Here is a 25,527-nt window from a genome sequence, read left to right as displayed (position 1 = left end):
GTGTCAACTCCTACCTTTCTGCGATGAACTGAATGCCATCTAATCTCACCCATATGACAGGCACTGAATTTCCTATTTGCACCTGTCCGCCAGACAACACTACTCCCCTTACCATAATGTCGGATGTCCCTGTATTCCCTGCGAGTGCTACGGCTACAGTTTGTTTAGGCCTATATCCAACAGGTAGCATAAAAGCTACAACATCCCCAGTGGAAGATGGCTTAACTGAACCTTGAATTGTTACAAGACCATCCGATGATTTACGATACTCTACAGGTGAAGTTGGGTACTCCAAAGTTACACCATTAAGCAAAGTAGGCGTAAGAACTGCGGGATTGTCTTTGTCAGCCTTCTTGTTCTCCAGTACCGACACCCGCGCCGTATTCTGCTGTACACTGTCCACCAAGTCGGCTAAAAGCGTTTTTTCGTTGGCTGCGTAGGAGCCTGTAAACGGTACGACTGGCGAGGTTTCCAACATCAGGTATGTTACGCTGTACAGCTCTGTCGTTACCTGGCTACTTGACTTACGTAGTCTCTCAAGCCCATAGCTTTGCCCATCTTGCGCAAATAAAGTTTCCCATCCACTATCCTTACGATTTCCCACATACACCGCCAAGAATTTGCTCACCCGATATTTAACAGCGGTACCGTAGTCGATACGGTTAATTTGTACGTATGGATCACCAACTGGAAAACTTGTAGGTTTAGTTGCTTCCCGTAATACAATCCCCGTACCTACTTCAACCTGATTGTCTCCCTCGGTAAAGGTTAGTTGTCCCTCGGATACAATTGACTCAACAGTAGGCGTTGTGAGTTGGTATACAAGTTGGTACGGCGTGTACCCTGCATATGATGTTTGCGGTGCGGATTGTGTAAAATTAGCCGCGCCAACTCTTTGCACCCAATACTTAGTACCCGTACCTGCCCATGTCGCCGTCGTTGCCGCCTGTGCCTGTGCTGGCGTAATGGTATTAGCGTCATAGGCTTTGTAGCCAAAAAAGTACGCTTTGATATCATCCTGCGAAGGCTGGTATCCATCTGCCCATCCACTATCTGCAACGGGTATTGATAGATATAACCCGTCAGCGGCTAAAAACGATTGATCCGCATCCGTCCACGGGTAGGCATGTGCGATTAATTTACCGTCATATTTTACAACTCTTTCGCTGTCCGTCTTTGGGTTGAACAAAGGTAAAGTTACCTGTTTATTGCCTGCCTTGGTATCCTTGTACACCCAAGATTGATTGCCGTCCAGCGTCAACCCTTGCCACTTCTTAGACTTGAAGTATTGTCCGTCACGCTCAAACACTGTATCCGCATTAGCTCCTGTAACTGGATCGGCGTACAGGTCTGTTTGTAACGCTAACATTGAGTCTTCGCGTGGTTTGAACGGCTTGGCTGTGCTGCCGATGTTAAGCATAGGATTTTCAAGCGTGAACGTTCCTGCTCCTGTGTTTGTGGCGTAAATCCGCATTCTCTTAGTCGTCGTCTTGGTCGTGAACGTTACTGTGACTTCCCTATTTTCGTTATCGGTGGTGTTGTACACATTGGATTCAACTCCTGAAGCATCTACTTCAACCACGGTTACACGCCCGTTAACTTTAACGGTAAAAGTGTAGGTTACCCCTGGACTTACAGGCACGTACACATTAGATTGATCCACAGATACAGTAGCTACCGTTTCCAGCTTATACGGATTTATTACCTTAGCCCTATCACCGCGCGTCCACTCGTAGAATGGAGGAATCAAATTCTCCCCGTAACGTATCGCATACGGATTACGTACAGGCATTACACTGTCTACGTAAGGCCACTTTGCCGCAACTTGAGCTGGCGTAAGGGTTGCCGCTGCTGCATAGTCGGCCTCGCTGATCTCGTACACCCGCACGCTGTCCATGTTAAACGTATTGCCGCTGTTGCCCGTGCCTGTAATGGTCAAGATGTGGAAAAAATCAGTAGCTGCAAACCGGACAACAGACGGCGCAAAAGCCGAAGCTGCCGCTACATCGTTACCCGTTGCCCCAGCAATGCCATTTATGGAAATAGCCACCTTGCTGGTATTGCCGTTTTTCACATCTGCTATGGCTACATACTTTTTGCCCGGCGTAGTAAGGAAGGTCGCGGATGCTGTAGCGGGTACAGAACCGAGCGTAAGCTTAAATGAGCTGGTCCCGCTGGTTTTATTGGTGGCATCCGTCGCAATAGTCGTGTTGGACGACCACAAACCCACGCTTTCGCAATTGCCCATCCTGCCAAGCAAATTCACAAGCATTCTCCCGGTTACGCCGGACAATGAAAACGGAGCTGCCTTCACAGCGTTAAGAATCTGCACACCTTCATTCAGCGTAACCGTTTTGGTATTTATTGTGTTAAAACGAGAGTCTATTTCCTCTTTATGAACCGCGTTCTCTTGTAGCTCTTTAAGAGCAAGATATGATGTGTTCAAATGCCAATTAAACCACTGTGCCGGAGGTTTTAAACCCGGTGTGTAACCCGCTGTTTTCTGTGTAATAGTAGGTTCTGTGCCAGCAGCAAACCATTCCGGTAATTTCTCTGTAAACGGCATATAATTACTCCTTTCTTAAATAGGTAAATCTGTACTTTTACCCGGCTCGTAAACCGCGCCGAGCTTACCGCCAATAACTGGATCGTCCAAACTACCCCAGCCGCGCTCTGGGTCCGCTTCTTCTGGCAGGCTACCGAACTCAAAGGTTCCAGCCAGTTCAATACTCTGGACACTTACGCCAGCAGCAACTGTCTTTTGGATTATCTGCACGAATTGCGACAACTCTATGCCAGATTCGTCCAGCTTTTCAAGCGGCAAGCGCATAAGAGACAAAGCTGCTGGTTCCGGGTCCAGCGGATCACTAAATTTCTGTTGAATCTTAATTTCGCTGTAATCTGCACCAACTGCAAGGGCAATAACCCGTATAATCGTGTTTACGTCCCCTTTGGACAGGTTACGGGCTATCTTGCTTTTTATCATTATTCGGTAAATTTCATCGGAAGCGGCTCCACGAAGCTGCCCCACATTGCCGCCGATAAGGTCCAGCGTCGTTCCTTTTGCAGTGTCGATATCTCGCCATTCTTCGATTGTTTTAAACGTGGTTTGTAAATCATTCAGAGGTCCAGCCAAAATTAAAAATAGCTTTCCTATGTTACCGTTCGGATTTTTGGCAAACACATCAGTCAATTTCTTGATAAGGTCAACCGCTGAAATCATGCCGCGTCACCTCGATCCACTCCGCAGCAGTTTGAGCCACTTGTTGCACGTCCACAACCAAATTATGCGGCCCGTAACTCGTTCCGTTCGTGGACAGTTGTATAATCACATCTTCCACGCCTGTAATGGAATAGGCAGCGGCAGCAAGACGCATCATGACCACATCCTCGCCCATGCTCAAACCAGCATACACCGTACCATCCAAATCCGTACCACCGATAAACCGGACCAGTTTGGATATAACCTGATCGTCTCCGTCAGCAGGATAGGCCGTGCTTTTATATACCTGAATTTTGATGTGTACAGGCACGACCTCAGCACGGCTGAATTTAATCGGCTGAAGGTTTCCGCTTAGGTCCTTAACTTGCATGGAAATATCACCATAAGATTCAATACCAGCAGCTCCAACGGATAAAATCGCATTGGCGATGTCGGTGTCTGATCCGCCAAGAGCGTACACCTGATATGATTTTTCAGGACGACCAGCAGCATCAGGAGTGATTTTATTGTTTATAATCACCGCCGCCGCACGTACCCCAGTTACCCGCAGCACCGCCCCCCGTATAGCATCGCCTGTCGCTGATCCGCCGCCAGCTACCGACAGACTGAACTTATCCCTAAATTCCGGGTCAGTCTCCTTATCACGTCCACCAAGAATAGCCGCAGAGTTGTTTACCGCTGTCACTTCTGGTACTGGATTAACGATGATTGTAACCATCCCTTCCGGCACATTACCGGACAAACCTGCCTCCATCGCCTCCACGGGAACCGTCATACTGCCGGAAGCTGGGAAAGTTGATTCAGCTGTGGTTTCATACTGAATATCCGTATCGGTTGACACCAAAAAACCCGATGGCACTGTATAGCCGGACGTACCTGTAAGGGTTACGCTGCCAGTTGCATATTGCGAAAGGATACGTGATACCCCGACATGTGGGCCAAGACGGTCCAAGCTGGCCCCCTCTGCGGTGTTAACATAGGCGCTGTAATATACTTTTTCCGCAAGCCCCCAAACAGTAGCGAGAAACCAGGCGAATATCCGTAAGATAATCCCCAGCGGAGAGAGGGCAGACGTATTGATTTTGTCGCCATAAACCTCTTTAGCCTTGTCTTCCATTTCATCAATTAGGTCATCGAACCGTTTACGTTTAAACCCCTTTTCATCCAGCACTTATTGTCACTCCCTCCTGCTGGATTATCTCGCCGCTGGTCCCGGTTGCTTTAAACGTTACTGTCAGCAGCCGGGCCGCACGATCCACTTTAAAAGTAACATCGTCCACGCTCTCAATTCGTTCTTCCTGCAACAATGCACGAGTAAGCTCATTTCTTATTTCTTCCTCACTGGCGAGCTTTCCAAGGAACAAACGAAAAGCAAGGCCGATATCTGGATTCAGAAACCATTCCCCCTCATTAGTACCAAGGGCAACCCGGCAGCATTGTGCCAATTCTTCATCGCCCTCTACCATTACCAGGTCTCCCCGGCTGTCGAACTCCAGATCTCCGTCTGCTGTCAATTTGAAAGACTGCACACCGTCACCCCTCCCCTAACTAAAAGAAGCCGGGAAGATCCCGACTATAACCGCGTCATTGCTATCATGTTGCCTTGCCGTGTCCGGCGCAGCCACCGCACCAGCAAGCCCGTTCCGTATTTCCCTGTCCGCAACAACCACATAAACCACGTCGCCCTTTTTATACTCAGGCACATACTCCATGGCCTCGCCCCCAGCCTTTGGCTTTAGCCGAAACCCCAGCCCCGGCACAGCCTGAATCATGGCCGGATCGTCCGTACCTGTTCGGATTAATGGCCTTACACTAGCGGTCATTTTACCTTCATCAAATGAAAGCACCTCGCACGGAAAGGCCACATTAAAATCCGTGTACAGCTTTGCCAACAAGCCATCAAGCAGAGCAGACATAGCGGCGGCAGGATCAACCTTATTCATAAAATCGCCTCTACTTCCGTTACAAAATCACCCGTCCGGGTGAAGGTATGGGAACCACTACGGACATGTGCCTTCCCAGTAAATCTTGAATAGGACAGGTTGAGAACACTAGCAGTCGTTATCCTGTGCTGGAGCTGCATCTTTATGTTAAAACCCTTGGCTCCATCCTTTTCAAACCTTCCCGGCGTTCCGATCAAGCCAGTTTTGGTATTAATAGCAAACACATTGTCGCCGCCGCTCCGTAAATTGCGGACGTACAGTTTGTTCTTATTGATGTACACCGATGTTCCACAGTCTTTAGCGACCTTTGCGATTATCTCCGTTACTTTGCCTTTTGCGGTATATCCGTCCTGATAGCGGTAATCCTGATTTAGATTAAATTGAGCAATAGGTAGACCAATATAGCTTGCCATCTGTTTAATAATCTTGCTGGCGAGTGTGTTTTCAGCAAAGGCAATTTCTTTTACCTCGCGTTTGTCCAGGTCTTCACTGTCCAGTACATGGATAGTGGTGATTTTGTCCACGCCCTCCCAAACGGTATCTACGTTGGATATGTAGCCGTGGAGCAGCAGCCCAACATCACCCTTGTATCCAGCATTGAGCATAAGCACACCGTTACGCTTGATATTGTTTATAGTCGTTTCCGCCAGATTCCAAATTTTAATTTCAGATTCGTTGGGAAGAGTATCATTGTCAAACGGGACCTTGCCCTCGATATTGTACTTGTCGGAGGAAAATTTCATCCCGGCTGTCATTACCTCGATTACACGTCCAAAATTACGCATCGTCTTCATCCTCTTCCTCGATCACGTAAAGAAACACGCTCACACCGAGCGTGTCCCATGTTACTGCTGTACTGTTTTCGGACTCATCGTAAGGAACAATAGGGACCTTGGGAAAACGATCATCCTGTACATCGTAGAACAACGGTATGCCGTATACGATCTTTTCCCCGTAAACTAGCACTTCCCCATCCAACTCCAGGTCAACTGTGAAATAGTCGTAATCAGAGTTGTAATGAACCTCAAAGGTGTACATTTGTTCAGCCAGCTCAATATCGAAACGGTAAGGAATGTTTTCCTTTTCAATTTCTATATATTCATAGTCCATCCACGTTCACCCCTATTAAGCCCACGGGCTGCCCTTCTTAAATTTGACCTTCTGGACCTTTTCTTTTTCCTTTTTGCCCTTGCCCTTACCTTTTTTACCTTTCTTGGTCTTGTCCTTTTTGCCTGATTTCTTCTTGTCCTTCTTCTGCTTCACGCCACTATTAACGATCTTAGCGGCCTGAGATTTAACAGGAAGCGGCAGTTTGCCCACATATGAAGATTGAGCGACAATAACCTCAGTAAGAGTAAATGAAACGGCGTAACCGTCAGCGTTTGTATAATCATGGTCAGTCGCTAGGCCGGATATAATCCCGGTGAAAGCTGTCCGACCAACATATTTTACAATCTGTCCAGTGTCAGATGCCTTTTTTAGATATGTAAGCACACGCGCCGCATCCGGCCCGGATATAACCCCACTAAGGGGCATTGTCCGGGCTTTACGCTGCACATGGTCCACCATATCTATTCCTTTTTCAACTGGTTGCGAAGTAATCTCCACATCATAGGTAGGAGACTCTTTTTCGATCCAAATATAATGGCTGTCGATCATTGCCATTACATATTCACCTCCGGTGAAACAAATCCCTCACGCCGGAATGTTTCTTCTAGAATCTTTTGAACTTGGCGGCGAACCTCGGCGGCTACATCCCCAGCAACTGAAGCACTGGAAGCGTCTGCCCGAAGGTCGATGTTTACATTAAAATTAAATGCACCGCCAGCGTTTCCGCCACCACTAACACGGGCAGGGGCTAATTTGCGGGCTGGTGCACTTGTTGGGCTATTCGTGGATGGTATAATCTCGTCCGTCATGCCAGTTGCAGCAGCCGCCACGCGATCCTGAGTTCCCTCAATCCCTCTCGCCAAGCCTTCGCCTGTAAAGAAACCAAGCTCCATCATTACGCGGGAAGGGGAATGAATATCAAGTGCGCTTTTGATACTGTTTTGTATACTGTCACCGATACCCTTAACCTTGTCCACTACGGCATTGGCCATAGACATAATCCCGTTAATCATGCCTTCGATTATGTTCTTACCTACTTCAAATAGGTTGATCCCTTGAAGGTAACTGATAATTTGATTCCAGATACCAGTTATCTTGTTCCAAATGTTGGTGACTGTTGTTGAAATGGTGGACAGAATACTATTCCACACATTGGAAAGGAAAGACTTTACGCCATTGAATATATTGGACGTGGTGGTCTTTACGTTGTTCCATGCCCCTGTTATCCGGCTCCATATTGACGATACGGCCCCGCTAATGCTTCCTTTGATCCCAGTCCAGACAGTAACTAGCCACATCTGAATGGTTATGAAGGTTAGAACAGTAAAAGCTTTTATCTCATCCCAATACTTTACGACAGCAGCCACGGCCCACCCAATCGGTCCAGTTAAAGAAATTAGGAAAGTCGGCCCCCATTGAACAATGAAATTAACAATGGCATTAAAAACATTTGGAACTGTCGTGGTGAAAAAGTTCATGGTTGCTGCAAACGCAATTTTGATTCCTGCCCATGCCCCGTTAATGATATTTCTAAATTTCTCAGATTTTTTATATGCGACCACAAAGGCCACAACCAATCCGGCGATTAGAGCAACCACCAGCCCAATAGGATTGAGGGTCATTGCCACGTTTAAAGCCAGTTGAAAAGCCGTCCATATTCGTGTAGCAACGGAAATTGTAGTTACTACAGCTTTATAGGTTACTAACGCGGCTGCAATGCCTGCTATTTTAGGTGCGACCCCCTCGAAGCTCGCCATTTTCTGCACGACCCCCGAAATTGTACTGCCAACACTTTGTAGTGTGGGCCATAGCTCTTTCGCTTTGGCTGTGAGCCATTCTATGCCCTTTCCTACCTTATCCCCTATAGCAGCACCAAACGCCTCTATTTGGGGCTTGTGGTCGGACACCCACTGTCCAAAGCGATTAAGATATGGAAGTAGCTTTTGTCCGACAGGTATCAATATCCCGGTTTCTATTTGCCTACCAAACATCGCCAGTGCTTCACCGGGACTGTTAAACCTGACCTTGTTAATATCATTAAGCGTATTAGCAGCAGAATTAAACTGCGACTTGACCGAACCCATAGCAGTTATTGTCTTCGCCTCAAGGTCCTCGAACTGCGAACCCATCAGGGCCACGCCGATAGTGTTACGCTGCACCGGGTCCTCGATATCGCCAATCATCTGCATAATCTGCTGAAAGCTCTTTTTAGCTTCTGGACCGCCTGCGGCAAATGTATGCATCATTTTATCCGCATTAAGCCCCAGCATTTCAAAGGCTTGTATACTGGTCTTGCTGCCATCTTTGGCCCTAATGTTAAATTCCTTAACCGCGTCCATTAAGGTGTTATCCTATTGGCTTTTTATCCAACAGTTCTGCCAGTTTCCTTTCCCAGCAGTTCAGCATATCTTTTCACCCGAAGGTGTCGCGGCCTCGTGGGTCTATTATTTCAAGACCTATGCGTTGCCCCTGTCCGGCTAAGCCGTCACCATCCTTGTTATGGTTAGCGCCCTTGCGCGACTTCGGTTCGGATTAGCATTGCAGCCTCCCCGCTTAATTCCGCGATTTATAGTCGGCAACGCTTTTTTACCGACTTTATCAAGGTTGAAAGCTCCGTTTTGTGATCCAGCAGCCAAAGTATTAAACATATCGTCAGCGCCGAACCCCAGGGACTTAAAGGAAACGGAATACTCGTTAGCTGTGTCAAGCAGCTCGCCCGTTTTATCAAGCCCCTTTTGCGCCCCTTGTGCCAACAACGTCATGGACTGCTCGGACGTTATGCCAAACTGTCGCATCATGGTATCGGTCGTCCTTACAGATTCCCCAACCTCAAAATTAAAGGCCCTACCCAAAAGCATTGCATTTTTGGTTGTACCCTCCAGCGCCGCTCCGGTCTGTCCGGTTATCTGCGCCGTGGTGCTAATAGCACCGCTCAAGTCCTGCCAGTTTTCCCCGAAGTTTTGGGAATACAAATTCTTGGCTATTTCTTTCGTTGCCAACATTTGTTGATCCGTTTGCCCAGTGGCCATTTGCACCTGAGACATATTCTTTTCAAAGTCAGATGCAGCCTTTACAGATGCTATGGCAAAAGCCCCCATAGCTGCTGTTGCAGCAGCTCCGAAAGCAAATACCCCGCCGCGTAAGCTACTAAGTTGGTCCTCAGCCCGGCGCAATGGACCCTCTGCAATCTTAAAACCTACGGCGAACATTAAGTTACCAATTACGCCGCCAGCCATTCGATCACCTCACAACAAAAAGAGCGCCCAATATAGGCGCTCCAATCATTTTTTATTTGCTGCTCTGTCCTGCTGTTTCAAATAGATATCCAAAGCGGCGTTAGCCTCCGCTATATCGTCATGATCCATTTCATTCAGATCCGAATAATTTATGTTCATGTCTGATAGGAGTAGCCGCCAAGTAAGCCAATTAGCCCTCGCTCGTTGCTCCGCTTCCTTCTGACTTATCATCTTCATCCACTCCGTTCATGAACTGCATTGCAGCAAAAATAACTTCGTTAAACTCCTTAACATCCGTGCCGAAGTCTTCAATTTTCATTTTTGGTTCAACTACAACATGCTTCAGCACTTCATCCGCTGATTTTTCATCCGATGCAATACCAAATTTATTTTTAACCCGGTCAGAAATTTGAGCAACGGCACGGATACCTGGGAATTGGAACAAATATTCTTTACCTGACGTAGAAGTGAACTTTTTTTGTTTGAAATTTGACATGGTTTATCGTCTCCTTGGATTGGATTATTGGATTAAAGAATTTCGTAATTCGTTAACTTGATTTCATACTCTCTATCGTCAGCCTCATTTCCATACTTTCGCGCTGCTGGTTTAATAACCACTCCTGCTGTACTGGTTATTGTTTCCTTTGGTGTGCCGTTATAAATCACACTCACCGGAACCACTTGACCTGTCTCAGCAAGCTTATCAAGGTATGCGTTTTGAGGGCTTGTGGCGAGTAAAGTCACCTTTAGAGTAGCAAGTCGGTTGTTCACTTTGCTAACCAAAACATCCCCCTGCGCACCTACTTTAAAAGTGTTGGAATCCTCATCTTTCTCAAACTCTATTAAATCTTCGGAAAATCCAGTAAGAAAAACGCCACCGATAGTCGAGGCGACGTCAGACGGATCATATGTGGTTGTAGTAGCCAATTAAATCAACTCCTTATAGGCTGATATAGCCTATGATTTTAGTTTGGTGAATCGCTCCGGCCAATTCAAATTCGAATTTACCACCATTGTATACTCGCTGCTCTCGGTCTGCTGGATCTACCTGAGAACGTGTTTTAAAGGTTGTACTATATAGCGGCAACCCATCGTCATCATGTGCAATCATTCCTTGCTGATCAGCGCGGAGCAGGTTGGTTTTAACCACTGCTTCAATCTGTGAAATACCGCGATTATCAAATGTGACCTTATCAGCCCGATTGAATAATTTCTGTACTCCCAGTTCTACGTTCATAATCAGCCAGTGTTTAGACTGAATAATGTCGATGTACTCACCACTTACCGTTTTGCCTTCGCTGGTCACATTGTCCCCGGCTTTGGTTACATACGTAATTGCTCCAAGATCATGAATCGCCATTAATTCCGTGGTTGTAATATCCAACGGTTCAATGCCTTTAATCGTTTGGTTTTTCCAAGTGGCGCTGCCTGCATCTTTTGAACCAACAGCACCGACCAATCCCGCGTCTGGATAATTTGATGTGTCTATATGGTAGAAAGCGATGGTATTGTTATATTTTTTGGATTTTATTGTGGCTAAATCCGTTTTGCTGCTGCTCGCTACAACAAACAATCTTGAATTATCCAAATCAACCGCATCAGCAATGGCCGTAACATCTGCCAATGTGCGACTGGTAGAAATGAGATAATACCAATCTTTGCTGAAAATCTTTGGAAGGAAGTCCGTCAATGGGTCCCCTGTCTTGTATTGCATTACAGCAATGGACTCGGGAGAGTTGTCTCCTTGATTAAACATTGCATAAGCAGCCTTATAAATTTGTGTTGTGTTTGCAAAATCCGCAAGCACAGCGTCAAGATCATAGTACACTTTGAAGTCGCTTGCTGCTGCTGCCGCTCCAATGATTAATGGCCTGCCTAACCCCGTTTTAGGAGTAGGCCGCAGAATATTAATGATTACTTGCACGTCACTGCGTACCGCCAAAAGAATTACCCCCTTTGAATATTAGCTTTTTCAATCCATTGCAAATCCTGATCAGCAACGGCAGTGGTGTTAAAGTCTACATCAAACCCATAGCGCCGTTCCCACTCGTCTGCAATGAGAATGTCCCGGTTGTCCACGCTGCCGATATTGAAAACAACCACGTCCAAATCCTTGAGAACATCCCGGCCAATGGTTTTAAGCCAGTCCTGCGCCCTAAGCGCGTTTGTAATGCTGTCCGCGCTATCCGAAGCATAGGACAAAAAAGAGACGGTAAATTCCACCGTCTCCCGCTGCACTAATTTTCCGTTTTCCTGTGTTACTACCGGGAAACCCCGCCCTTCTGCCGGACCATCTGTGAATGAGTAGGTCAGGAACGCACCTTTCGGCATGTCTCCCCCGCCATTCAGCTCCACCACCTTGATACCTAAATGGGACGACAGATTACGGACTATCGCTGACCGGATCGCCTTGAATGGAATCATTTCTGACCACCTTTTTCAACATGTATTTATTAATATCGCTGTACTCTCGTACCTCAGCGGTATCCACTGTGTAATGATTTCCCTGGTACTCTATCCGGTCGCCGTTAGAGTGTACAGAAGCCGTGTACAGCGTCCTATCTTCCTCCGTGTATTTGCCACCTTCCTCCTGCTGAAGCTTGGCGGAGACAGGCTGAAAATGCCCCTGTAACGAAACACGTTCTTCCTTCGCAGGAACCCAGACCCCATCCTCGTCCCAGTAGCCCGAAGCAGACCGGACAAATACGTAAGGCACGTTATATTTCCGCATGATCCCCCCGAAAGCAAACTTACGCATAACTTACCTCCTACTTGTCCACGATCACATGGGTAATGCTATCCCGCAGGTCCGCATCGGCAATGAGGATTTTTTTGCCCTGTTTACGCCGGGCATAGAGTGGAGAAAGTGGAGGCTGCTTAATCCGGTTAAAATTAGCAAGCGTCTTGGTTTCCCCGATTGCGCCTATCTCCTCCAAAAAAGCCATAACATCCATGTTCCCCATCGCAACAGGGGTTATGTTTGTTCGCACCCATTTGGAGATACCAGCAGCAGACTTCTTTTTTCCGGTACCGATAAAACTACGGGCTGGGATTTTCATCTTGGCAGATCCATACTCATGGACACCCGCAATCATCGCCAGATCAGCATCACCTTGCATACCTATATGAACCTCTTTTTTACGCAGCTTGTTTAGATTGGCGAGGATAGCCGGGAGAAAACTCGTTTCGTCCAGCTCCACATTAGCCCGGCGGGTTCGGGTTCGTCTTGCTCCAGCCATTACACCCACCTCCCCACATAAGGAGAAAGAAGCGCCTGAACGGTTGAAGAAAACAATGCGTCTGTATCCCCATAGGTAACAGATATATCCCCGACACGTTCAGACTTCACCCCAATTGCTGTGGGATTTTGCAGCATTCCTTGCACAACAAATATACAGGCCACTTCAACCGCCTCCGGTAAGGTGCGCGGATTATCGGCTGAATCATCGCCCGGAAGCACATACCCCGCTTCATACCGAACCGTTATATTGCGCTGTCCTGTATTCCATCCTTTGGGCAAAAATAAAATACCATCCTCGTTGGCCTCGACAACAAATTCATCCTTATCCATAGTCGCAACACCAGTGAATACCGGAAAATTACGCAACACCAAAAAGGACGATCCAGAACCTTCCAGCAATTCCGTATATGTTTGTTTTTTGAAAGACCTTCGGCAGAAACTTTCTATAGCTTGGGACGCTGCCAGAATGTACATGTTAAGGTTGTTATCCTCGCTAGTGTCCTCGATCGGGATACCAAGCTGGCCCTTTACTTTTGCAATCGTGGTAAGCATTACGCTAAGATTCCTGCTGCACGAAGTTTAGTTTTTAAATCACGCAGTTCGGCAAGCACACCAGCCGCGTCCGTTGCTGCTGTGTCCGGTACTGCTGCTGCTTTTGTGGCTGTTAGCTTGCCATTAAGTGTACTTGTTAAACTTGTATCCAGCTTGGCTACTGTCACAGCACCGTTTGCCAATTTTGCAGCGGTAATAGACCCATCTGTAACTTGTGCAGATCCGCCCAAGTTAACGGCCACACCATCCTTAGTGATTTTTCCGTCACCTACAATGGCTATTTCCCCGCCGATTGTTAACTTATCTGGCGTTGCGTGGTTTTTTGTCAAATAACTCAATGCTGTTTCCTCCTTTCAGGGGCCTAAGCCCCTAAGTGTTAGGCTTCTACTGGAACACCAGTCAGAATAACAATGGCATCCTCATTAGCTGGCTTTCCATCAAAACGCTGAATGATACGAGTAAGTGTAGTATCATTCTCGAACGCGTCCCCGCCTTCATCCGTCGTTTTAGCTTCTAAGGATTTACGGTCAAAGAAGTAATATCCAACTTGAAAGTTCCCGAAAGCGATTTTTGTCTTACCAGTTTCCGTTTTGATATCGTCAAATACTTCAACGGGATAACTAAACAAAGAAAATACGTCTGCTTGGGTTGGATCGGGAACCAAAACACTTTTACCGTCAGCATATTTCATGTCGGCCAGTGCTTCAGTAGCAGCAGTGTTCATGACCCATTTGGCTCCGCGTCTGTACCCTGCATCAACCATATTTTTCAGCTTACGCAGGACTTTGATATCAACGCCTGCTGCTGGTGTGGGCAATGTCCGGTATTTATCAGTAGTGAAAATACCCACTGCGGCATTTTCTCCGCCGATGCCATGAAACACCTCGTCATTCTCTGTATTAAGAGAAATTTCGGTGTACCAGTCAAGCAACTCCGCGCTAATATCCACTTCACTGTCGGCAATCAATTCATTAGTAGCTTCGAAAATCCCACCGTATTTATGGACCTTGTATTTGATATCCTCGTATTGAGGTGTATCCATTTTGTCAATTTTGGTTTTTTCGTCGTAATTCTTCATTTTCAAATCCGTTCCACGACGTTTCGGACGACTACCTGACAATGTTCCTACTGGCTTTACTCCAACCAGATTACGAATAGAGGTTTTAGACTTCTTCTGAAGAATAATCTCCTTGCTATCGTCCTCAGGAACCAAAATTCCACCGCCTGCTTTATCACCTTCGGTCATAGACCGCAATTGGGCCTGTTTTTCCTTGAAAGCCTGTCTTTCTTCGTCACTCAATTCAGCATTGCGGCCGAATTTAAGGTATTTTTCATAGGCACTACGGTACTCTTTGGATGTATCGGCTTTGCGTTCTTCATCACCCGGTTCTATTACAGGATCAGGATCAACGGGAGGCGTTTCGATACCTTCCAAACTGCGGTAAGCTTCAATCTTGGCAGAAATAGTTTCTGCTTCTGTAATCAAAGAACGGGCTTCATCAATCTTTCCTTCTTCCACCAGCTTGCGAGCTGCTTCTTTTTTTGCCGCCAATTGTTGGCGCAATTCTCTTTCTTTCGGGTCCATTTAAATTCCTCGCTTTCGTATTTTGGGCATAAAAAAATGACCTTACAATCCTAAAAGGTCAAGTTTGATTTTTAATATTTCAGTTTCTTTCATCAGTCGTAATTCATGTTCATAGCTTTCCTGGCTACGGTTAGATACAAGAGATTCAGCCTGTGTATAAGCTGGGTAGGTCACAACGCTAACATCAAAAATCCGTTTAATCTTCCGAATCGTACGTTTGTAAATTCCGGTGTTAGAATCGTATACCCATTCGTCACCATCGTTCTCATAGTCTACTCGGAATCCGAAACTGGATTGGTTAATGTCACCGCGTTTCATCACTTTTATTAGGTCATCAGCATAACTTGTGTCAGGTGGGTCAACGTCATAACGCAGACCAAATTCATCCACTGTTAAAGCCAGCGTACCCGATGTGGTTCGACCTAATATTTTCCCAGTTTCGTGGTCAATCAGACAACGAACATCGGTCATGTCTGCTTCATCCAGGGAACCGGGGTCAATCTGTTCAATGAATCCACCCAGATCCTGCGACCACACATTAAACCTTAACCCGTAACCCACAATACGCTGCGAATTATTTTCACCCTCCGTCCGCACTTCCACTTTGTTGGTCAGTAGACGTCTGTCCCAATCCTTCGTCTTTGTCTGGCTCAGTTCCTTCACCTCCCTTCGCCGGATCGACTCCGGTTTGTACTTGCTCCAATTTATCCAAAGTTGTGAAGTTCAACGGAATAAGGTGTTTATCGCCCATTTCCCCGATATTGTCACGTTCCTCCAGTTCCCGAACTTCGTTAATAGAATAGACACCCATTTGGATCATTTCTTTGTAATACGCGGCCCGGCTTTGGCTGTCTCCGCGCAGCTCACTGGTAACATTAAATCTGGCGTATCTCCCTTTGTCTCGCGCTCCGTTTTGAGTAAATAACTTGAAATTAGCCTCTTGTTCCCAATTGGTAATATGAGGTTGGAGCGTGTTTTTGACATACTCAATGGATTGATGTTCTATATTGGAAAATGTCGCCTTGTCCAAAAGTCCAAGTTTATGAGGCGGAATTTTGTACAGCTTGGCGACTTCACTTATACCGAATTTTTGAGTTTCTATAAATTCAGCATCTTTAAGAGGCATACCAATACTTTTATAATCCAGTCCGGCATCCAGCACAGCAATACGATGTGCATTGTTTAATCCGGTATGCAATCTATTCCATTCTTCACGGGTACGCTCTTTTGCTGGTTTGTCAATCTTCTGTTCTGTCTTGAGTATCCCGCCTATTGACGTGCCGTTTTCATAAAAAGACGATGTGAATTTTTCCATTGCGTTCTGAGAACCAAGCTTTTCACGCAATGCAGCAATTGGACTCATGCCCTTTAATCCGGTTGTGCTGATCAATTTTAGGTGGAGTACATCGGACATGTGTAATTTACGCTGTACGCCATTCGGAAGAGTTGTTATATACCAAATTTCATTACTGGTCCAATCAATCTTAACGTCAGTCTGTGCAGGATTGAGAGGCCATAAAGCTTTTGGTAATCCCATTTCATCCCATTCGATGTTGGCATAAAAATTCCCCCATGTCGCAAGATGAACCATAGATAATTCCTTGAATGTATAGGCGCTCATAAGTGGATTAGAACGGGTTCCAAGCAAGTATGATACTGGATGATCCGTATCCTTAGATATTTTCCCTCCACGCTTACGGAACACTTGAACGGGTAGTTTTCCGATATCTCCACCTAACACAGAACAAACCGTATAAATATTTGAATTTATAATGGAATCCCCATTACTCACCCTTTTCCCGCTGGCCGTTTTGTCACCAAACAGCCAATTCATGAACCATCCTGCCGGATTTTTAAGGTCCGATGGTTCGGTATTTGAACGCCGTGACCACCATTTCATTCTACGTTTTGCCAAAGTATCACCCCCGATCTACAACGAAAAGTCGTCACTCATTATACGTTCATTTAAATCATCTTTGGTTTCCGGCACTGCGATACGAACATGGGCATTGATTAAAGCGGCAGCCGGGTCAATCCGTTCTACGCTCTTAGCTTTGTCCAGCATGATATTGCCTTGTGCATCTTCTTTGGTAATTGCATTCGACATTGCCCAACCAAGAACCGGGTCGTTTTCGTGGATCACATTCTGTTTATACACTTCGTCTCTGAAGTTTTTTGAAGGATAGTTCAGCGTTTTAATACCTTGGCGTATCTCAACCATTTCATACCCCTCAGCCTGCATGGCATTAGAAAACTGTGTTGCATTGTACGGATCGTAGCAAATTTCTTTGATTTTCCACCCGTTTTGTTCCGCTTTTGTAGGGATATATTGCATAATAAAGTCGTAATCCACGACAGAACCAGGTGTGACGGTAATCCATCCCTTATCGACCCATAAATCATATGGCATCTTATCCGTCTGCTTCCGCGCCTTCAATGTGTCCTCTGGCATGAATGAATGGCTGAACACGGCTAACCTTCCATCTGGCAACTGGATTTCAAAGGAACAACTCGTCAAGTCTATTGTTCTGGATAAGTCAATACCCGTGATTACTTCTAAACCTGTTGTATCAGGCATTGGATTCTTATCGGATGCACCGCATGCCTTCCATTTCGCCATGTCCATATAACCACTTTGTTTGGCATCCACCCAGATATTCATATTTTTTATCTGGAAATTCACCATTTTTTCCGGATCAGCCAGTGCCATTTTCAACTCACTGCGCAGCATTTTGATACCGGCAGCATACGTGGTAACGATAGGGTTTGCTTTGGGCCAGTTCCGTTCATCCTTGATGTCGTCATCTGGGTCCAACTCATTCACCATTGCAAAATATTCATCGTTTTCCAGGTCGATATTCGGATCAAGCAACTTCGAAACGTAATTGTATTCAACCCGATAGCACGGATAATTCAAATTACGACCCGCTGTGGTGATGATCATCAAAAGTGGTTCTTCCCGCGCAATCATCCCTGATACCAGAACGTCATAAAATTCTGTTGTCTTGTGCAAATGATATTCATCAACTATCCCACATTGAACGTTCGTTCCGTCCCCCTCTTTGCCGTCTTCTTTGGACAATGCCTCCATGAAGGATTCAGATTTCAAATGCTGGATCAGACCGTTTGCAATCTTGATTGTCCCGCGCTTGATCAAATCGGCGCAACTTTTCAACATGGCAGCTGCTTCGTTCCAAACAATCTTGGACTGCTTCTTTTTCGTGGCAGCACAATAAACCTCGGCAGAGTATTCACCGAAGGCTATAGTTTCATATGATCCCACACAAGCCAGTGACTGAGACTTGGCATTCTTCCGTGCTACTTGCCAGTACGCCTTATTGAACCTTCGCAATCCTGTTTCCATGTGAACCCATCCGTAGATGTTTCCGAACACGAATTTTTGAATGATATGTGGTTCAATATGTTGCCCGGCCAGCGCTCCTTTCCGGTGTTTGAACAATCGCATCCAATCCAAGAACCGTTCAGCATATTCCTCAACGAAGACATAGGGAAATTCATCAGTACCTTGCCGATCCACGTCATTCAGGAAACGGGCACACGCTTGCTTGTGTTTGATACACGCTACAATGTCGCCGTTTAGGACCATTTCCGAATAAAGGACCAACTCATCAAAAATCATATGTCACCAAATCGCTTGCCTATATTATCTTGTTCCTTCGGCTTCTCGTCTTTCAGTGCAATCTTGGTCCTGTCATACACTGTGAGTCCGAATTTACTTTCATACGCCTGCATGAGTTTGATGGTTTGATTTAGGGCAGTTAGTGCCGGGTTGGTGACAAAGGTTGTGCCGCCACGAGAGTTTTTATTTTCAAGTGTATACCCTTTTGCCGCAACCTCTTCCCGAAGACCAAGCATGCGTAAATGCAAATCGCAATACTGGGCAAGGCCATTCACATCCAGATTGGTTAACAGTTCTGTATTTTCCATCTGCTTCACCAGCTCACGGAACATCGTCTTCCCTTTAGTTGCTAACCATGGAGGCGGTTTGATCTTGTCTCTATTCAGACGACTGTTGATTTCCTGTTCTTTTTCTTCACGTTCGGTCCGTTGCTTTTTCGTTAAATGCCCTTCCACCAACTTTAGGGGTTTCGGACTCCTTGCCAATGTCACCACCTCCCCTAACGTACCCTAAATTTGATTTCAGGAACTTTTTTTACACTTAATGGGGACGCGGTCTATTCCAAAATTTTTTTTAGAAATTTGACCCCCCTTCCCCTTTTTCTAAGAAATAGATTTAAATTTATTTTTTTTAAATAAATCATTCAGCATCTGCCTAACCAACTCTTGAATGTCCTGTGTTGTACACGTCTGCTCAATGTCTATCTCCACTCGCATGTGGTGTCTACCGTGTAGCTGTGCATTCACTGTCACACCCTTAGTAGCTTCGGCTAACCGCTTCGCTTCCTCGTACTCATCATTAAGGCGTTCATGCTCTACTAACTCCTGCGGTGTACCTTCTGTCTCGCAGTCTCCCATTCTAATGATCATGTGTTATCCCTCCAATCTATTTAAGAGAACAATAGCCACGCTACCAGCCTGTATGTACCTGACAGTATGACCACCAAAGCACACGCCATCAGTAGGCAGCCTATGAACTCTCCTATCTTCTTAGCCATTGCCGAATCCACCGTCCTCTGTGGCTGTCTTCACATCGTGACATGCCTTGCATAGCGCTTGCCAGTTGTCCCGCTGCCAGAAAAGTTCCTTGTTTCCCTTATGGGGGATTATGTGGTCAACCACAGTTGCGGGTGTCAGCTTATCAACGGCAAGACAACGTACACATAGTGGATGCTTGCGTAGGAATCCTATGCGCGTCTTCCTCCACTTGTGGTCATATCCTCGCTGCGCTGCTGTCCCTCTCTGCTGTTCTACCTGTCGGACATGCTGTACCTTATGCTTCTCGCAATAAGACTCTGTGGTAAGCTCTCGACAGCCTGGACGGGCGCATTGGCGTTTAGGTCTACTTGGCATGTTAGCACCTCGTTCTTGCTACAATGCGTACAGGCCGACGATCTATTACCTGAGGCCGTAGCATTTGCTGATGATTAAGCTTCATGAATGCAGGCGAAATGTATGGGCTGTATTCATATAGCCATTTCAGATCGTCTTTAAATTTTCTAAACGCTTCAATCAGAGGGGCAAATGATTCTTTGATGCTATTCCACATAGCGGAAGCAGCTTCATGCAGATTGCGGATAGCGTCCTCAATTGTTTCTTGCTGCTCTTTGGTCAATTCGTTCATAACATCATCCCTTTCTACAATTCACCCACATGCATGTCTGCTTACTCCCTGTCCAGTTACCCCATACGCATCCTTGACACTTGGCAGGCTGTAGAGGCGACATAGCAGGCACAGGCGGTGGGCGCTTGGTTGATTTAATCATGTCTGTTCCCCTGGATAATAATGAATGGCACACAGCGGAATCGAACCGCCCATAGTCCTGTATGCACCACAAGCCCGGCATAAGCCGGGTAAGGTATTACAATAACTCTTCTGCAAGTTGCTTGAGCACTGGTGGTGTGGAAATAAGTTTACCGTCTGACTCGTTGCCGTTGATGTAGGCTTTATCTTCTTTGGCATAATAGACAACACCCTGACCTTCTACGATCGGAAAGCCGCTTTCATCGTCAGTCAGCGAAGTTTGTACATGCTTGCCGTGCTGTGCTGCGTGCTCCTCATCGTGCAAGTGAAGGATACCGTCAGAGCTAAGAAATGCGAAACGTGGTTTTACAGACATAAATAACTTCCTCCTGATATTTAAGTTAGAAAAAAAGACAACAAAAAAGGACTGGCGCATTTGCCAGCCCTTCATCTGTTCCCTTCATTTTCACGTTACAAATATATCATGCCTGTTTCAAAACGGCGTGCCATTAATAGGCCAAAAATGTTTCACTTAGCGGCCACTTTTTCAGATGGCGGATCAACCAGCACTTCCAACCTCAAGCCGAATGCCAGTTTATACAAAGCACGAGCCTTTATACGGCGGAATGTTCGTTCTCCCATGTGCATGTCACTACATACGTTATAATCATATACGTCTTCATCTTCGAGATAGCGCCTACGTAGTAACTCGCTTTCCTTTCGACTTAGCCGTAACATGGCTTTATCAAGTAAGAGAGACTTTTGTTCCAGTTCCGCTTCCTTATCTACGTTCCACACAGCAGCAGATTCCGCTGGTTTACTAATAGCGTTCGTGCTTCCATGGAATCTTGGTTCATAACTAGGTGTATTGCTTACCTCGCGCCGGATCAATCCCATTTGCCGATATATACGGACAGTTTCCAAATGCTCCTCCACTTGGCGGCGGGTTTGTTCACTGTCCATAACTGGCAACCCTAGTGTTAATTGTGTGGCTCTTTGCTTCATATATACTTCCCCTCACCTATGTTATAATTTATAGGTGATGTGTTGAAACATATGCCCCCGTGCTCCCTGCCAAGGTTGCGGGGGCTTTGTTGTGTTCATCCTTCATATTTTCTTTGCAACTCCAAATATTTATCATGCCACATACGTGCTATCTGCTTATGATCCTCTATCAGCTCGTCCGACAGCCTGATTGTTTCAGATAAAGCAGAAGAAGATTCTTTCATGATACTTTTCATCCGGTCTATTTCATCCACCAGTTGCCCCGCTACTTCTTGCCAATATGAATTACCGCCTAATTTAAGTTCAAGACGTATCCGGTTTATATTCAATGCTGGGGGATTGGGTAATCTAACTTTCCGCTTGAATTTAGGCAATATTAATCCTCCCTTTTTACTTGAGCCTTACAAGACGACCAGTGGAGTCTGTAACAATGTCTGGATCACCATAACCCCATTCAACTGCTTGCTGTGCTCTTTCCTTGAGCTGATCTACAGACATTGGCTCATACCATTCAGAGATTAACACGCACTTATCTCCTGCATAAAATCTATGGACTATAATTGGTCTTGCCATATCTATATATCCTCCCTTAGTGGGTGCAGGTGTTACCTACACCCTGCTTGATAATGTCATATAAGCAGCCTCTGCGCGTTCTCGTGGGCTAGCATTGCACAATTGCGCTACCACGCGGTTGCTCACCTTCCATCCGGTCGATTGCCCCCATTTAATTTTTTCCAAGTAACGGATATATGTGTTTGGATGAACCTCACATGCTGCTGCCTGTACCTCCAGAGAGGCAGCAGCATCATTACAGTAGTCTGGGGCTTCGCACCACGCTTCATCCTCGGTTCCTTTTCCAATATGCTGGCGTTCCTCTAACGGTTCATTCAGTACCCAGTAGGCTTTATTTCTCCACCACTCCGGGTTCAAATTAACAACCCTGTATCCCATCAGCTCAGCCAGCGCCCTATTAATCTGCTGGTCTGTCATATCCAACATATCTATCATCCTTCCAATGCTTTTGGTGGTTACTCCCTACCTAATGCCTTCAACACCGCTGCCAACGCAGCTTTGGCTGACGCTCCGCCATCTTCATCTATAATGATGTATCCAAGCTTGTCCAAATGAACAGGATCATACGTGTTCGGATCAGCGTAAAATTTAAACGGTATCACGGTCGCTTCTAGTGACTTGCGGAGTCGGTCTATTGTCCGGTCCCTCTCTGCCATCTGCTTTCCCCTCTCAGCAGCCGTTCGGAAGTTAGCTAGGCTTTCCTCGTTTAAGCCTGCTGCCTGCTGCTGGAGTGAGTCTATTTGTGCATAAGCTGCATCAAGAGCGTTTACTAAATCAAATACATCATCACTTAGGTGAGCCTGGTCACCTCGAGCATCGTCGGCTTTATTCCAAATAGTTTTCAAATCTTCTTCTGACATAGGTTCCAGACCATCTGGCAAATTAATTGTCCGTTCACTCACCTTTACCGCCTCCTAATTTAACCCATATCACTGCCCCTTGTGGATGCTTATAAGGTATAGGCTCCGGGTAAATGATTGGATTTCCCATTACCCATGCATAGGGTGTTTTGTAATCTATATCTGCATATGAAACATGATGCTTATCCTTGTTTATCTCCCAGTTGTACATAGTCAGTGGAACGCAACTCATAAGCTCCACTGTGCCATATACAAGTCCGCTGCCACTCTTGATAATGCCGATGGTGCCGCGCTTATGAGTCTTGCTGCCACGAATCTCCCACGTTTTGACTCCCGATAGGATCATATCTGCCCATTTAGGCTTAATAACGAGTCCGTCCAAATTAGTTCACTCTCCTTCTACCTCCATGACTTCGCATGTCTGACCTGTTTTATCTTTTAGCCTAGAAGCTGCACGCTCGGCTATCTTCCGATTGGAATACTTCTTAGCCGGATTCTCGCTATCGACCAAGCAAGGGAAATATTGCCCTTGATGAATATATGTCTTCCCCGCATAAACATCTGTGCTCATGCTCCATAGATCTCTTACCAATATCACGAACGGCATACAATCACTCTCCTTTTAATTTGATTGGGTAGGGTAAGAGGCTGTTATGCCTCAATTCGTTCCAAGACATCTTCTAGCTTTTGAAGATCACAATCCTCAGCATATTTTCGAATATCTTCAACTTTAAAATTGGATTCCCGGACAATATCGTAAGCATCGGCGCCCCAATCAGCTTGTAATCCGGCAGCGTAAACTATCCCTTGGATGAATCCTATCTCTCGCTGAGTTATCCGCTTCTTTGCCATGTTATCTCTCCTTTGGTATAGGTAGTAGGGGGTGTATCCCCCTGGAGGGCTAAGCCTCCTAAATACTGAAAGCAAGCTGCCCTTGCTCTCGCTCTGCATATCTCTCAAGTACCAATCTATTACCTGATCCTGTACAAAGCTCTGGTAGATTGGCCCGGACAAGCGCCTCAGCAAATGGAGGCGGTACGGAGTTACCGCAGCGTGCTACCTGGGCCGACTTGGAATATTTCTTTCCGGCCGCGTCTACGTCTATTACGTAGTTGTCCGGGAAGCCCTGAGCTGCAAAGAGTTCATGTGGCTCAAGCATCCGCATGCCTATATCGACAATTTGGTAATCAACCCCGTGAATTGTAACCAATCCGAACCTGTCTTTGGTGGTGATAGTGTGCAATGGCCCTTCCATCGTTTGCCCGTTGTCAGCACTGCCGTAGTATTTGAGTAAGAAAGCCCTGACCTCTCCAAAGTGATTCCCGCCGGCTGTAATAGTTTGAATCGGTTCCTCTACCGGTTGCTCAATGTTCGTTCCCTTCATCTTTACAAGGTGGCTAGTCACAAGAGCGCTCTTACCCCCGCCCCCCGCTGTAACGGTTCCGATAGGCTCATGCATTGAGCTGCCAACCGATTCGCCAAAATGCCGGGCGATATGCGCAGTTACCAAGGCATTATGATCCACGGTGGTTACTGTAGAGAGCGGGTCTTCCACTCCGTTCCCCGCTCCGGTGTATCCGCCGCCGTAATGCTTAATGAGGCATGCAGCAGCAACAGCAAATTTATTTCCCCCAGCCGTGACCGTACCAACTGGCTTTTCCAAATCCAGCACACGCCGTCCCTCCGGATCTCCATAACCCATCTGTATAAGAGTTGGACTCACCAACATATGGTGACCGCCTGTTGTGACAGTACGTAGGGGTTCCGTAGGCGAATTACCGGGGTGGCCCGTCGTATTGACGCCAAGTACAGGTGTTACGAGTAAGTGCTCCGCCTTTGTCGTAACCGTTGTGAGCGGATCAGTTACCTGGTATTGCAGCCGGTCAGCCCCAAATCCGGTTTGTCCGATCCGGGCAATATACGGGGTGACTACTCCCCAACCATTTTTAGCAGTGATGGTTTTAAGTGGATCATCTATGGAATCGCAATAATGGTGATTGCTTCCGGCAAAATTGACGCGCATCACAAACGGCTGCGGGTTGTTTATAACGAATCGCTGAATGCCTCGGGCTATCCGGCGCAATGTGTTTTCTGCTAATGGCTTTTTCCGCTCGAAGATACTCGGGCAAGGCCGGGACCAGTCTATAATCTCCGCCGCTGTCCTCCACGGCTTCCGCTTACCTGCTTTAACCTCCGGGCTGTCCGGCGCTCCGTGTGTCGGCTCGGGCCAGACAATTGGGCAACCATCCCGGCGAGCTATAAGAAACAGCCGCTTGCGAATCGTCGGCGCTCCGTAGTCACACGCCCGCAGCTCCTTCCACTCGACGCGGTATCCCTGCCGCTTGAGGGCATTCACGAAGCTATTAAATGTGCGGCCCTTCTGGTCAGGGTCTGGATATCCATCTTGAAGCAACGGCCCCCAGGTCTTGAATTCCTCCACATTCTCCAACATGATCACCCGGGGCTTTACGGTAGCTGCCCAACGAACAGCAACCCAAGCCAGTCCGCGTATGCCTTTTTCCACGGGCTTCCCGCCCTTAGCCTTACTGAAATGCTTACAATCCGGTGATAGCCACGCCAGCCCAACCGGGCGACCCGCTGCAACCTCTCTCGGGTCCACATCCCAAACTGATTCGCAAAAATGCTCAGTATCAGGATGATTGGCCCGATGCATGGCGATAGCTGCAGGGTCGTGGTTGATGGCTATGTCCACGCTTCGTCCGGTCGCCAACTCTATTCCTGTAGATGCACCGCCGCCACCTGCAAAGTTGTCTACTATGATTTCCTGCATGCTGTCCCTCCTTCTTATCCCCTGG

36 protein-coding genes are annotated in these 25,527 nt (G+C 46.7%); all 36 read right to left on the bottom strand.

Translation table 11 applies throughout. From position 1 onward, the window contains the following. Positions 1–10: 10 nt before the first annotated feature. Complete coding sequence (locus tag MHI21_RS08975; RefSeq protein ID WP_342419864.1) at positions 11–2,566, bottom strand: hypothetical protein; 2,556 nt, start codon at positions 2,564–2,566, stop codon at positions 11–13. 15 nt (positions 2,567–2,581) lie between these two features. After that, positions 2,582–3,223, bottom strand: coding sequence for a hypothetical protein (locus MHI21_RS08970; protein WP_053325007.1), 642 nt, complete (start codon positions 3,221–3,223; stop codon positions 2,582–2,584). Continuing rightward, positions 3,207–4,394 carry a baseplate J/gp47 family protein gene (locus MHI21_RS08965; protein ID WP_053325006.1) on the bottom strand — a complete coding sequence of 396 codons (1,188 nt, stop codon included), beginning with the start codon at positions 4,392–4,394 and terminating at the stop codon, positions 3,207–3,209. Before MHI21_RS08965 ends, MHI21_RS08970 begins: the two co-directional genes overlap by 17 nt. After that, positions 4,384–4,752, bottom strand: coding sequence for a DUF2634 domain-containing protein (locus MHI21_RS08960; protein WP_053325005.1), 369 nt, complete (start codon positions 4,750–4,752; stop codon positions 4,384–4,386). Before MHI21_RS08960 ends, MHI21_RS08965 begins: the two co-directional genes overlap by 11 nt. Positions 4,753–4,767: 15 nt before the next feature. Continuing rightward, a complete protein-coding gene (locus tag MHI21_RS08955) occupies positions 4,768–5,166 on the bottom strand; it encodes a Gp138 family membrane-puncturing spike protein (RefSeq protein ID WP_053325004.1) in 399 nt (132 codons plus the stop codon). After that, positions 5,163–5,951, bottom strand: coding sequence for a hypothetical protein (locus tag MHI21_RS08950; RefSeq protein ID WP_053325003.1), 789 nt, complete (start codon positions 5,949–5,951; stop codon positions 5,163–5,165). The genes MHI21_RS08955 and MHI21_RS08950 overlap by 4 nt, the downstream gene beginning before the upstream one ends. Next, positions 5,944–6,276, bottom strand: a complete 333-nt coding sequence (locus tag MHI21_RS08945; RefSeq protein WP_053325002.1) for a hypothetical protein — start codon at positions 6,274–6,276, stop codon at positions 5,944–5,946. The genes MHI21_RS08950 and MHI21_RS08945 overlap by 8 nt, the downstream gene beginning before the upstream one ends. 15 nt (positions 6,277–6,291) lie before the next feature. Further along, the gene (locus MHI21_RS08940) at positions 6,292–6,831 is read right to left on the bottom strand and encodes a phage baseplate protein (RefSeq protein WP_342419863.1); all 540 of its coding nucleotides are present in this window, start codon (positions 6,829–6,831) and stop codon (positions 6,292–6,294) included. Beyond that, positions 6,831–8,615: a hypothetical protein gene (locus MHI21_RS08935; RefSeq protein WP_342419862.1), complete on the bottom strand. Its 1,785-nt coding sequence runs from the start codon at positions 8,613–8,615 to the stop codon at positions 6,831–6,833. The genes MHI21_RS08940 and MHI21_RS08935 overlap by 1 nt, the downstream gene beginning before the upstream one ends. A 138-nt stretch (positions 8,616–8,753) precedes the next feature. Further along, positions 8,754–9,512, bottom strand: coding sequence for a phage tail tape measure protein (locus MHI21_RS08930; protein ID WP_342419861.1), 759 nt, complete (start codon positions 9,510–9,512; stop codon positions 8,754–8,756). 190 nt (positions 9,513–9,702) lie between these two features. Continuing rightward, on the bottom strand, positions 9,703–10,008 hold the full coding sequence (locus tag MHI21_RS08925; RefSeq protein WP_103047698.1) for a hypothetical protein: 306 nt from the start codon (positions 10,006–10,008) through the stop codon (positions 9,703–9,705). A 32-nt stretch (positions 10,009–10,040) separates the two neighbouring features. Next, entirely contained in the window at positions 10,041–10,439 is a 399-nt protein-coding gene (locus MHI21_RS08920) for a phage protein (RefSeq protein ID WP_235307670.1), read from the bottom strand. Between the two features lie 13 nt (positions 10,440–10,452). Next, on the bottom strand, positions 10,453–11,454 hold the full coding sequence (locus tag MHI21_RS08915) for a DUF3383 family protein (protein WP_053324997.1): 1,002 nt from the start codon (positions 11,452–11,454) through the stop codon (positions 10,453–10,455). Positions 11,455–11,459: 5 nt separating this feature from the next. Next, entirely contained in the window at positions 11,460–11,936 is a 477-nt protein-coding gene (locus MHI21_RS08910; protein WP_342419860.1) for a hypothetical protein, read from the bottom strand. Then, the gene (locus MHI21_RS08905; protein ID WP_342419859.1) at positions 11,896–12,270 is read right to left on the bottom strand and encodes a hypothetical protein; all 375 of its coding nucleotides are present in this window, start codon (positions 12,268–12,270) and stop codon (positions 11,896–11,898) included. The genes MHI21_RS08910 and MHI21_RS08905 overlap by 41 nt, the downstream gene beginning before the upstream one ends. 10 nt (positions 12,271–12,280) lie before the next feature. Then, positions 12,281–12,751: a hypothetical protein gene (locus MHI21_RS08900; RefSeq protein WP_342419858.1), complete on the bottom strand. Its 471-nt coding sequence runs from the start codon at positions 12,749–12,751 to the stop codon at positions 12,281–12,283. Next, positions 12,751–13,305 carry a phage head-tail connector protein gene (locus MHI21_RS08895; protein WP_342419857.1) on the bottom strand — a complete coding sequence of 185 codons (555 nt, stop codon included), beginning with the start codon at positions 13,303–13,305 and terminating at the stop codon, positions 12,751–12,753. Before MHI21_RS08895 ends, MHI21_RS08900 begins: the two co-directional genes overlap by 1 nt. After that, positions 13,305–13,643 carry a hypothetical protein gene (locus MHI21_RS08890; protein ID WP_342419856.1) on the bottom strand — a complete coding sequence of 113 codons (339 nt, stop codon included), beginning with the start codon at positions 13,641–13,643 and terminating at the stop codon, positions 13,305–13,307. The genes MHI21_RS08895 and MHI21_RS08890 overlap by 1 nt, the downstream gene beginning before the upstream one ends. A 38-nt stretch (positions 13,644–13,681) precedes the next feature. Beyond that, positions 13,682–14,890 carry a phage major capsid protein gene (locus MHI21_RS08885; RefSeq protein WP_342419855.1) on the bottom strand — a complete coding sequence of 403 codons (1,209 nt, stop codon included), beginning with the start codon at positions 14,888–14,890 and terminating at the stop codon, positions 13,682–13,684. A gap of 42 nt (positions 14,891–14,932) precedes the next feature. Then, complete coding sequence (locus tag MHI21_RS08880; protein WP_342419854.1) at positions 14,933–15,553, bottom strand: HK97 family phage prohead protease; 621 nt, start codon at positions 15,551–15,553, stop codon at positions 14,933–14,935. Beyond that, positions 15,471–16,805 carry a phage portal protein gene (locus MHI21_RS08875; protein ID WP_342419853.1) on the bottom strand — a complete coding sequence of 445 codons (1,335 nt, stop codon included), beginning with the start codon at positions 16,803–16,805 and terminating at the stop codon, positions 15,471–15,473. The genes MHI21_RS08880 and MHI21_RS08875 overlap by 83 nt, the downstream gene beginning before the upstream one ends. A gap of 15 nt (positions 16,806–16,820) precedes the next feature. Next, the gene (locus MHI21_RS08870) at positions 16,821–18,530 is read right to left on the bottom strand and encodes a terminase TerL endonuclease subunit (RefSeq protein ID WP_342419852.1); all 1,710 of its coding nucleotides are present in this window, start codon (positions 18,528–18,530) and stop codon (positions 16,821–16,823) included. After that, entirely contained in the window at positions 18,527–19,015 is a 489-nt protein-coding gene (locus tag MHI21_RS08865; protein WP_342419851.1) for a phage terminase small subunit P27 family, read from the bottom strand. Before MHI21_RS08865 ends, MHI21_RS08870 begins: the two co-directional genes overlap by 4 nt. A gap of 117 nt (positions 19,016–19,132) precedes the next feature. Continuing rightward, entirely contained in the window at positions 19,133–19,399 is a 267-nt protein-coding gene (locus MHI21_RS08860; protein ID WP_342419850.1) for a hypothetical protein, read from the bottom strand. 120 nt (positions 19,400–19,519) lie between these two features. Beyond that, on the bottom strand, positions 19,520–19,882 hold the full coding sequence (locus MHI21_RS08855; RefSeq protein ID WP_342419849.1) for an HNH endonuclease: 363 nt from the start codon (positions 19,880–19,882) through the stop codon (positions 19,520–19,522). Position 19,883: 1 nt separating this feature from the next. Continuing rightward, the gene (locus MHI21_RS08850; protein ID WP_342419848.1) at positions 19,884–20,153 is read right to left on the bottom strand and encodes a hypothetical protein; all 270 of its coding nucleotides are present in this window, start codon (positions 20,151–20,153) and stop codon (positions 19,884–19,886) included. 238 nt (positions 20,154–20,391) lie between these two features. Beyond that, entirely contained in the window at positions 20,392–20,649 is a 258-nt protein-coding gene (locus MHI21_RS08845; protein WP_342419847.1) for a hypothetical protein, read from the bottom strand. A 152-nt stretch (positions 20,650–20,801) separates the two neighbouring features. Further along, positions 20,802–21,278, bottom strand: coding sequence for an ArpU family phage packaging/lysis transcriptional regulator (locus tag MHI21_RS08840; RefSeq protein ID WP_342419846.1), 477 nt, complete (start codon positions 21,276–21,278; stop codon positions 20,802–20,804). A 95-nt stretch (positions 21,279–21,373) separates the two neighbouring features. Beyond that, positions 21,374–21,652 carry a hypothetical protein gene (locus MHI21_RS08835; RefSeq protein ID WP_342419845.1) on the bottom strand — a complete coding sequence of 93 codons (279 nt, stop codon included), beginning with the start codon at positions 21,650–21,652 and terminating at the stop codon, positions 21,374–21,376. 16 nt (positions 21,653–21,668) lie between these two features. Beyond that, the gene (locus tag MHI21_RS08830; RefSeq protein ID WP_340981416.1) at positions 21,669–21,803 is read right to left on the bottom strand and encodes a hypothetical protein; all 135 of its coding nucleotides are present in this window, start codon (positions 21,801–21,803) and stop codon (positions 21,669–21,671) included. Positions 21,804–21,887: 84 nt separating this feature from the next. After that, the gene (locus MHI21_RS08825; protein WP_342419844.1) at positions 21,888–22,277 is read right to left on the bottom strand and encodes a hypothetical protein; all 390 of its coding nucleotides are present in this window, start codon (positions 22,275–22,277) and stop codon (positions 21,888–21,890) included. Positions 22,278–22,306: 29 nt separating this feature from the next. Next, positions 22,307–22,753, bottom strand: a complete 447-nt coding sequence (locus tag MHI21_RS08820) for a hypothetical protein (RefSeq protein WP_342419843.1) — start codon at positions 22,751–22,753, stop codon at positions 22,307–22,309. Further along, positions 22,746–23,093, bottom strand: coding sequence for an ASCH domain-containing protein (locus MHI21_RS08815; protein WP_341162995.1), 348 nt, complete (start codon positions 23,091–23,093; stop codon positions 22,746–22,748). Before MHI21_RS08815 ends, MHI21_RS08820 begins: the two co-directional genes overlap by 8 nt. Before the next feature lie 6 nt (positions 23,094–23,099). Further along, complete coding sequence (locus MHI21_RS08810) at positions 23,100–23,318, bottom strand: hypothetical protein (protein ID WP_342419842.1); 219 nt, start codon at positions 23,316–23,318, stop codon at positions 23,100–23,102. Between the two features lie 44 nt (positions 23,319–23,362). Beyond that, entirely contained in the window at positions 23,363–23,563 is a 201-nt protein-coding gene (locus MHI21_RS08805) for a hypothetical protein (RefSeq protein WP_342419841.1), read from the bottom strand. 58 nt (positions 23,564–23,621) lie between these two features. Further along, positions 23,622–25,502, bottom strand: coding sequence for a DNA cytosine methyltransferase (locus tag MHI21_RS08800; RefSeq protein ID WP_342419840.1), 1,881 nt, complete (start codon positions 25,500–25,502; stop codon positions 23,622–23,624). Positions 25,503–25,527: the final 25 nt, after the last annotated feature.

Origin of the sequence: Paenibacillus sp. FSL H8-0168 (assembly GCF_038592955.1) — a bacterium.
Classification (GTDB): Bacteria; Bacillota; Bacilli; order Paenibacillales; family Paenibacillaceae; genus Paenibacillus; species Paenibacillus polymyxa_B.
Note: the sequence above shows the minus strand (reverse complement) of the source record. Positions and strands in the feature narration are given on the sequence as shown.

Excerpts from the sequence above, each read along its gene's own strand:
- MHI21_RS08955 (WP_053325004.1), bottom strand. The coding sequence starts at position 5,166 with ATGAATAAGGTTGATCCTGCCGCCGCTATGTCTGCTCTGCTTGATGGC.
- MHI21_RS08850 (WP_342419848.1), bottom strand. The coding sequence starts at position 20,153 with ATGAACGAATTGACCAAAGAGCAGCAAGAAACAATTGAGGACGCTATC.
- MHI21_RS08885 (WP_342419855.1), bottom strand. The coding sequence starts at position 14,890 with ATGGACCCGAAAGAAAGAGAATTGCGCCAACAATTGGCGGCAAAAAAA.
- MHI21_RS08900 (WP_342419858.1), bottom strand. The coding sequence starts at position 12,751 with ATGGCTGGAGCAAGACGAACCCGAACCCGCCGGGCTAATGTGGAGCTG.
- MHI21_RS08935 (WP_342419862.1), bottom strand. The coding sequence starts at position 8,615 with ATGGACGCGGTTAAGGAATTTAACATTAGGGCCAAAGATGGCAGCAAG.
- MHI21_RS08895 (WP_342419857.1), bottom strand. The coding sequence starts at position 13,305 with ATGCTTACCACGATTGCAAAAGTAAAGGGCCAGCTTGGTATCCCGATC.
- MHI21_RS08970 (WP_053325007.1), bottom strand. The coding sequence starts at position 3,223 with ATGATTTCAGCGGTTGACCTTATCAAGAAATTGACTGATGTGTTTGCC.
- MHI21_RS08975 (WP_342419864.1), bottom strand. The coding sequence starts at position 2,566 with ATGCCGTTTACAGAGAAATTACCGGAATGGTTTGCTGCTGGCACAGAA.
- MHI21_RS08800 (WP_342419840.1), bottom strand. The coding sequence starts at position 25,502 with ATGCAGGAAATCATAGTAGACAACTTTGCAGGTGGCGGCGGTGCATCT.
- MHI21_RS08925 (WP_103047698.1), bottom strand. The coding sequence starts at position 10,008 with ATGTCAAATTTCAAACAAAAAAAGTTCACTTCTACGTCAGGTAAAGAA.
- MHI21_RS08810 (WP_342419842.1), bottom strand. The coding sequence starts at position 23,318 with ATGCCGTTCGTGATATTGGTAAGAGATCTATGGAGCATGAGCACAGAT.
- MHI21_RS08945 (WP_053325002.1), bottom strand. The coding sequence starts at position 6,276 with ATGGACTATGAATATATAGAAATTGAAAAGGAAAACATTCCTTACCGT.
- MHI21_RS08950 (WP_053325003.1), bottom strand. The coding sequence starts at position 5,951 with ATGCGTAATTTTGGACGTGTAATCGAGGTAATGACAGCCGGGATGAAA.
- MHI21_RS08870 (WP_342419852.1), bottom strand. The coding sequence starts at position 18,530 with ATGATTTTTGATGAGTTGGTCCTTTATTCGGAAATGGTCCTAAACGGC.
- MHI21_RS08860 (WP_342419850.1), bottom strand. The coding sequence starts at position 19,399 with ATGATCATTAGAATGGGAGACTGCGAGACAGAAGGTACACCGCAGGAG.
- MHI21_RS08910 (WP_342419860.1), bottom strand. The coding sequence starts at position 11,936 with ATGATTCCATTCAAGGCGATCCGGTCAGCGATAGTCCGTAATCTGTCG.
- MHI21_RS08840 (WP_342419846.1), bottom strand. The coding sequence starts at position 21,278 with ATGAAGCAAAGAGCCACACAATTAACACTAGGGTTGCCAGTTATGGAC.
- MHI21_RS08940 (WP_342419863.1), bottom strand. The coding sequence starts at position 6,831 with ATGGCAATGATCGACAGCCATTATATTTGGATCGAAAAAGAGTCTCCT.
- MHI21_RS08905 (WP_342419859.1), bottom strand. The coding sequence starts at position 12,270 with ATGCGTAAGTTTGCTTTCGGGGGGATCATGCGGAAATATAACGTGCCT.
- MHI21_RS08845 (WP_342419847.1), bottom strand. The coding sequence starts at position 20,649 with ATGTCTGTAAAACCACGTTTCGCATTTCTTAGCTCTGACGGTATCCTT.
- MHI21_RS08805 (WP_342419841.1), bottom strand. The coding sequence starts at position 23,563 with ATGGCAAAGAAGCGGATAACTCAGCGAGAGATAGGATTCATCCAAGGG.
- MHI21_RS08855 (WP_342419849.1), bottom strand. The coding sequence starts at position 19,882 with ATGCCAAGTAGACCTAAACGCCAATGCGCCCGTCCAGGCTGTCGAGAG.
- MHI21_RS08825 (WP_342419844.1), bottom strand. The coding sequence starts at position 22,277 with ATGTTGGATATGACAGACCAGCAGATTAATAGGGCGCTGGCTGAGCTG.
- MHI21_RS08930 (WP_342419861.1), bottom strand. The coding sequence starts at position 9,512 with ATGGCTGGCGGCGTAATTGGTAACTTAATGTTCGCCGTAGGTTTTAAG.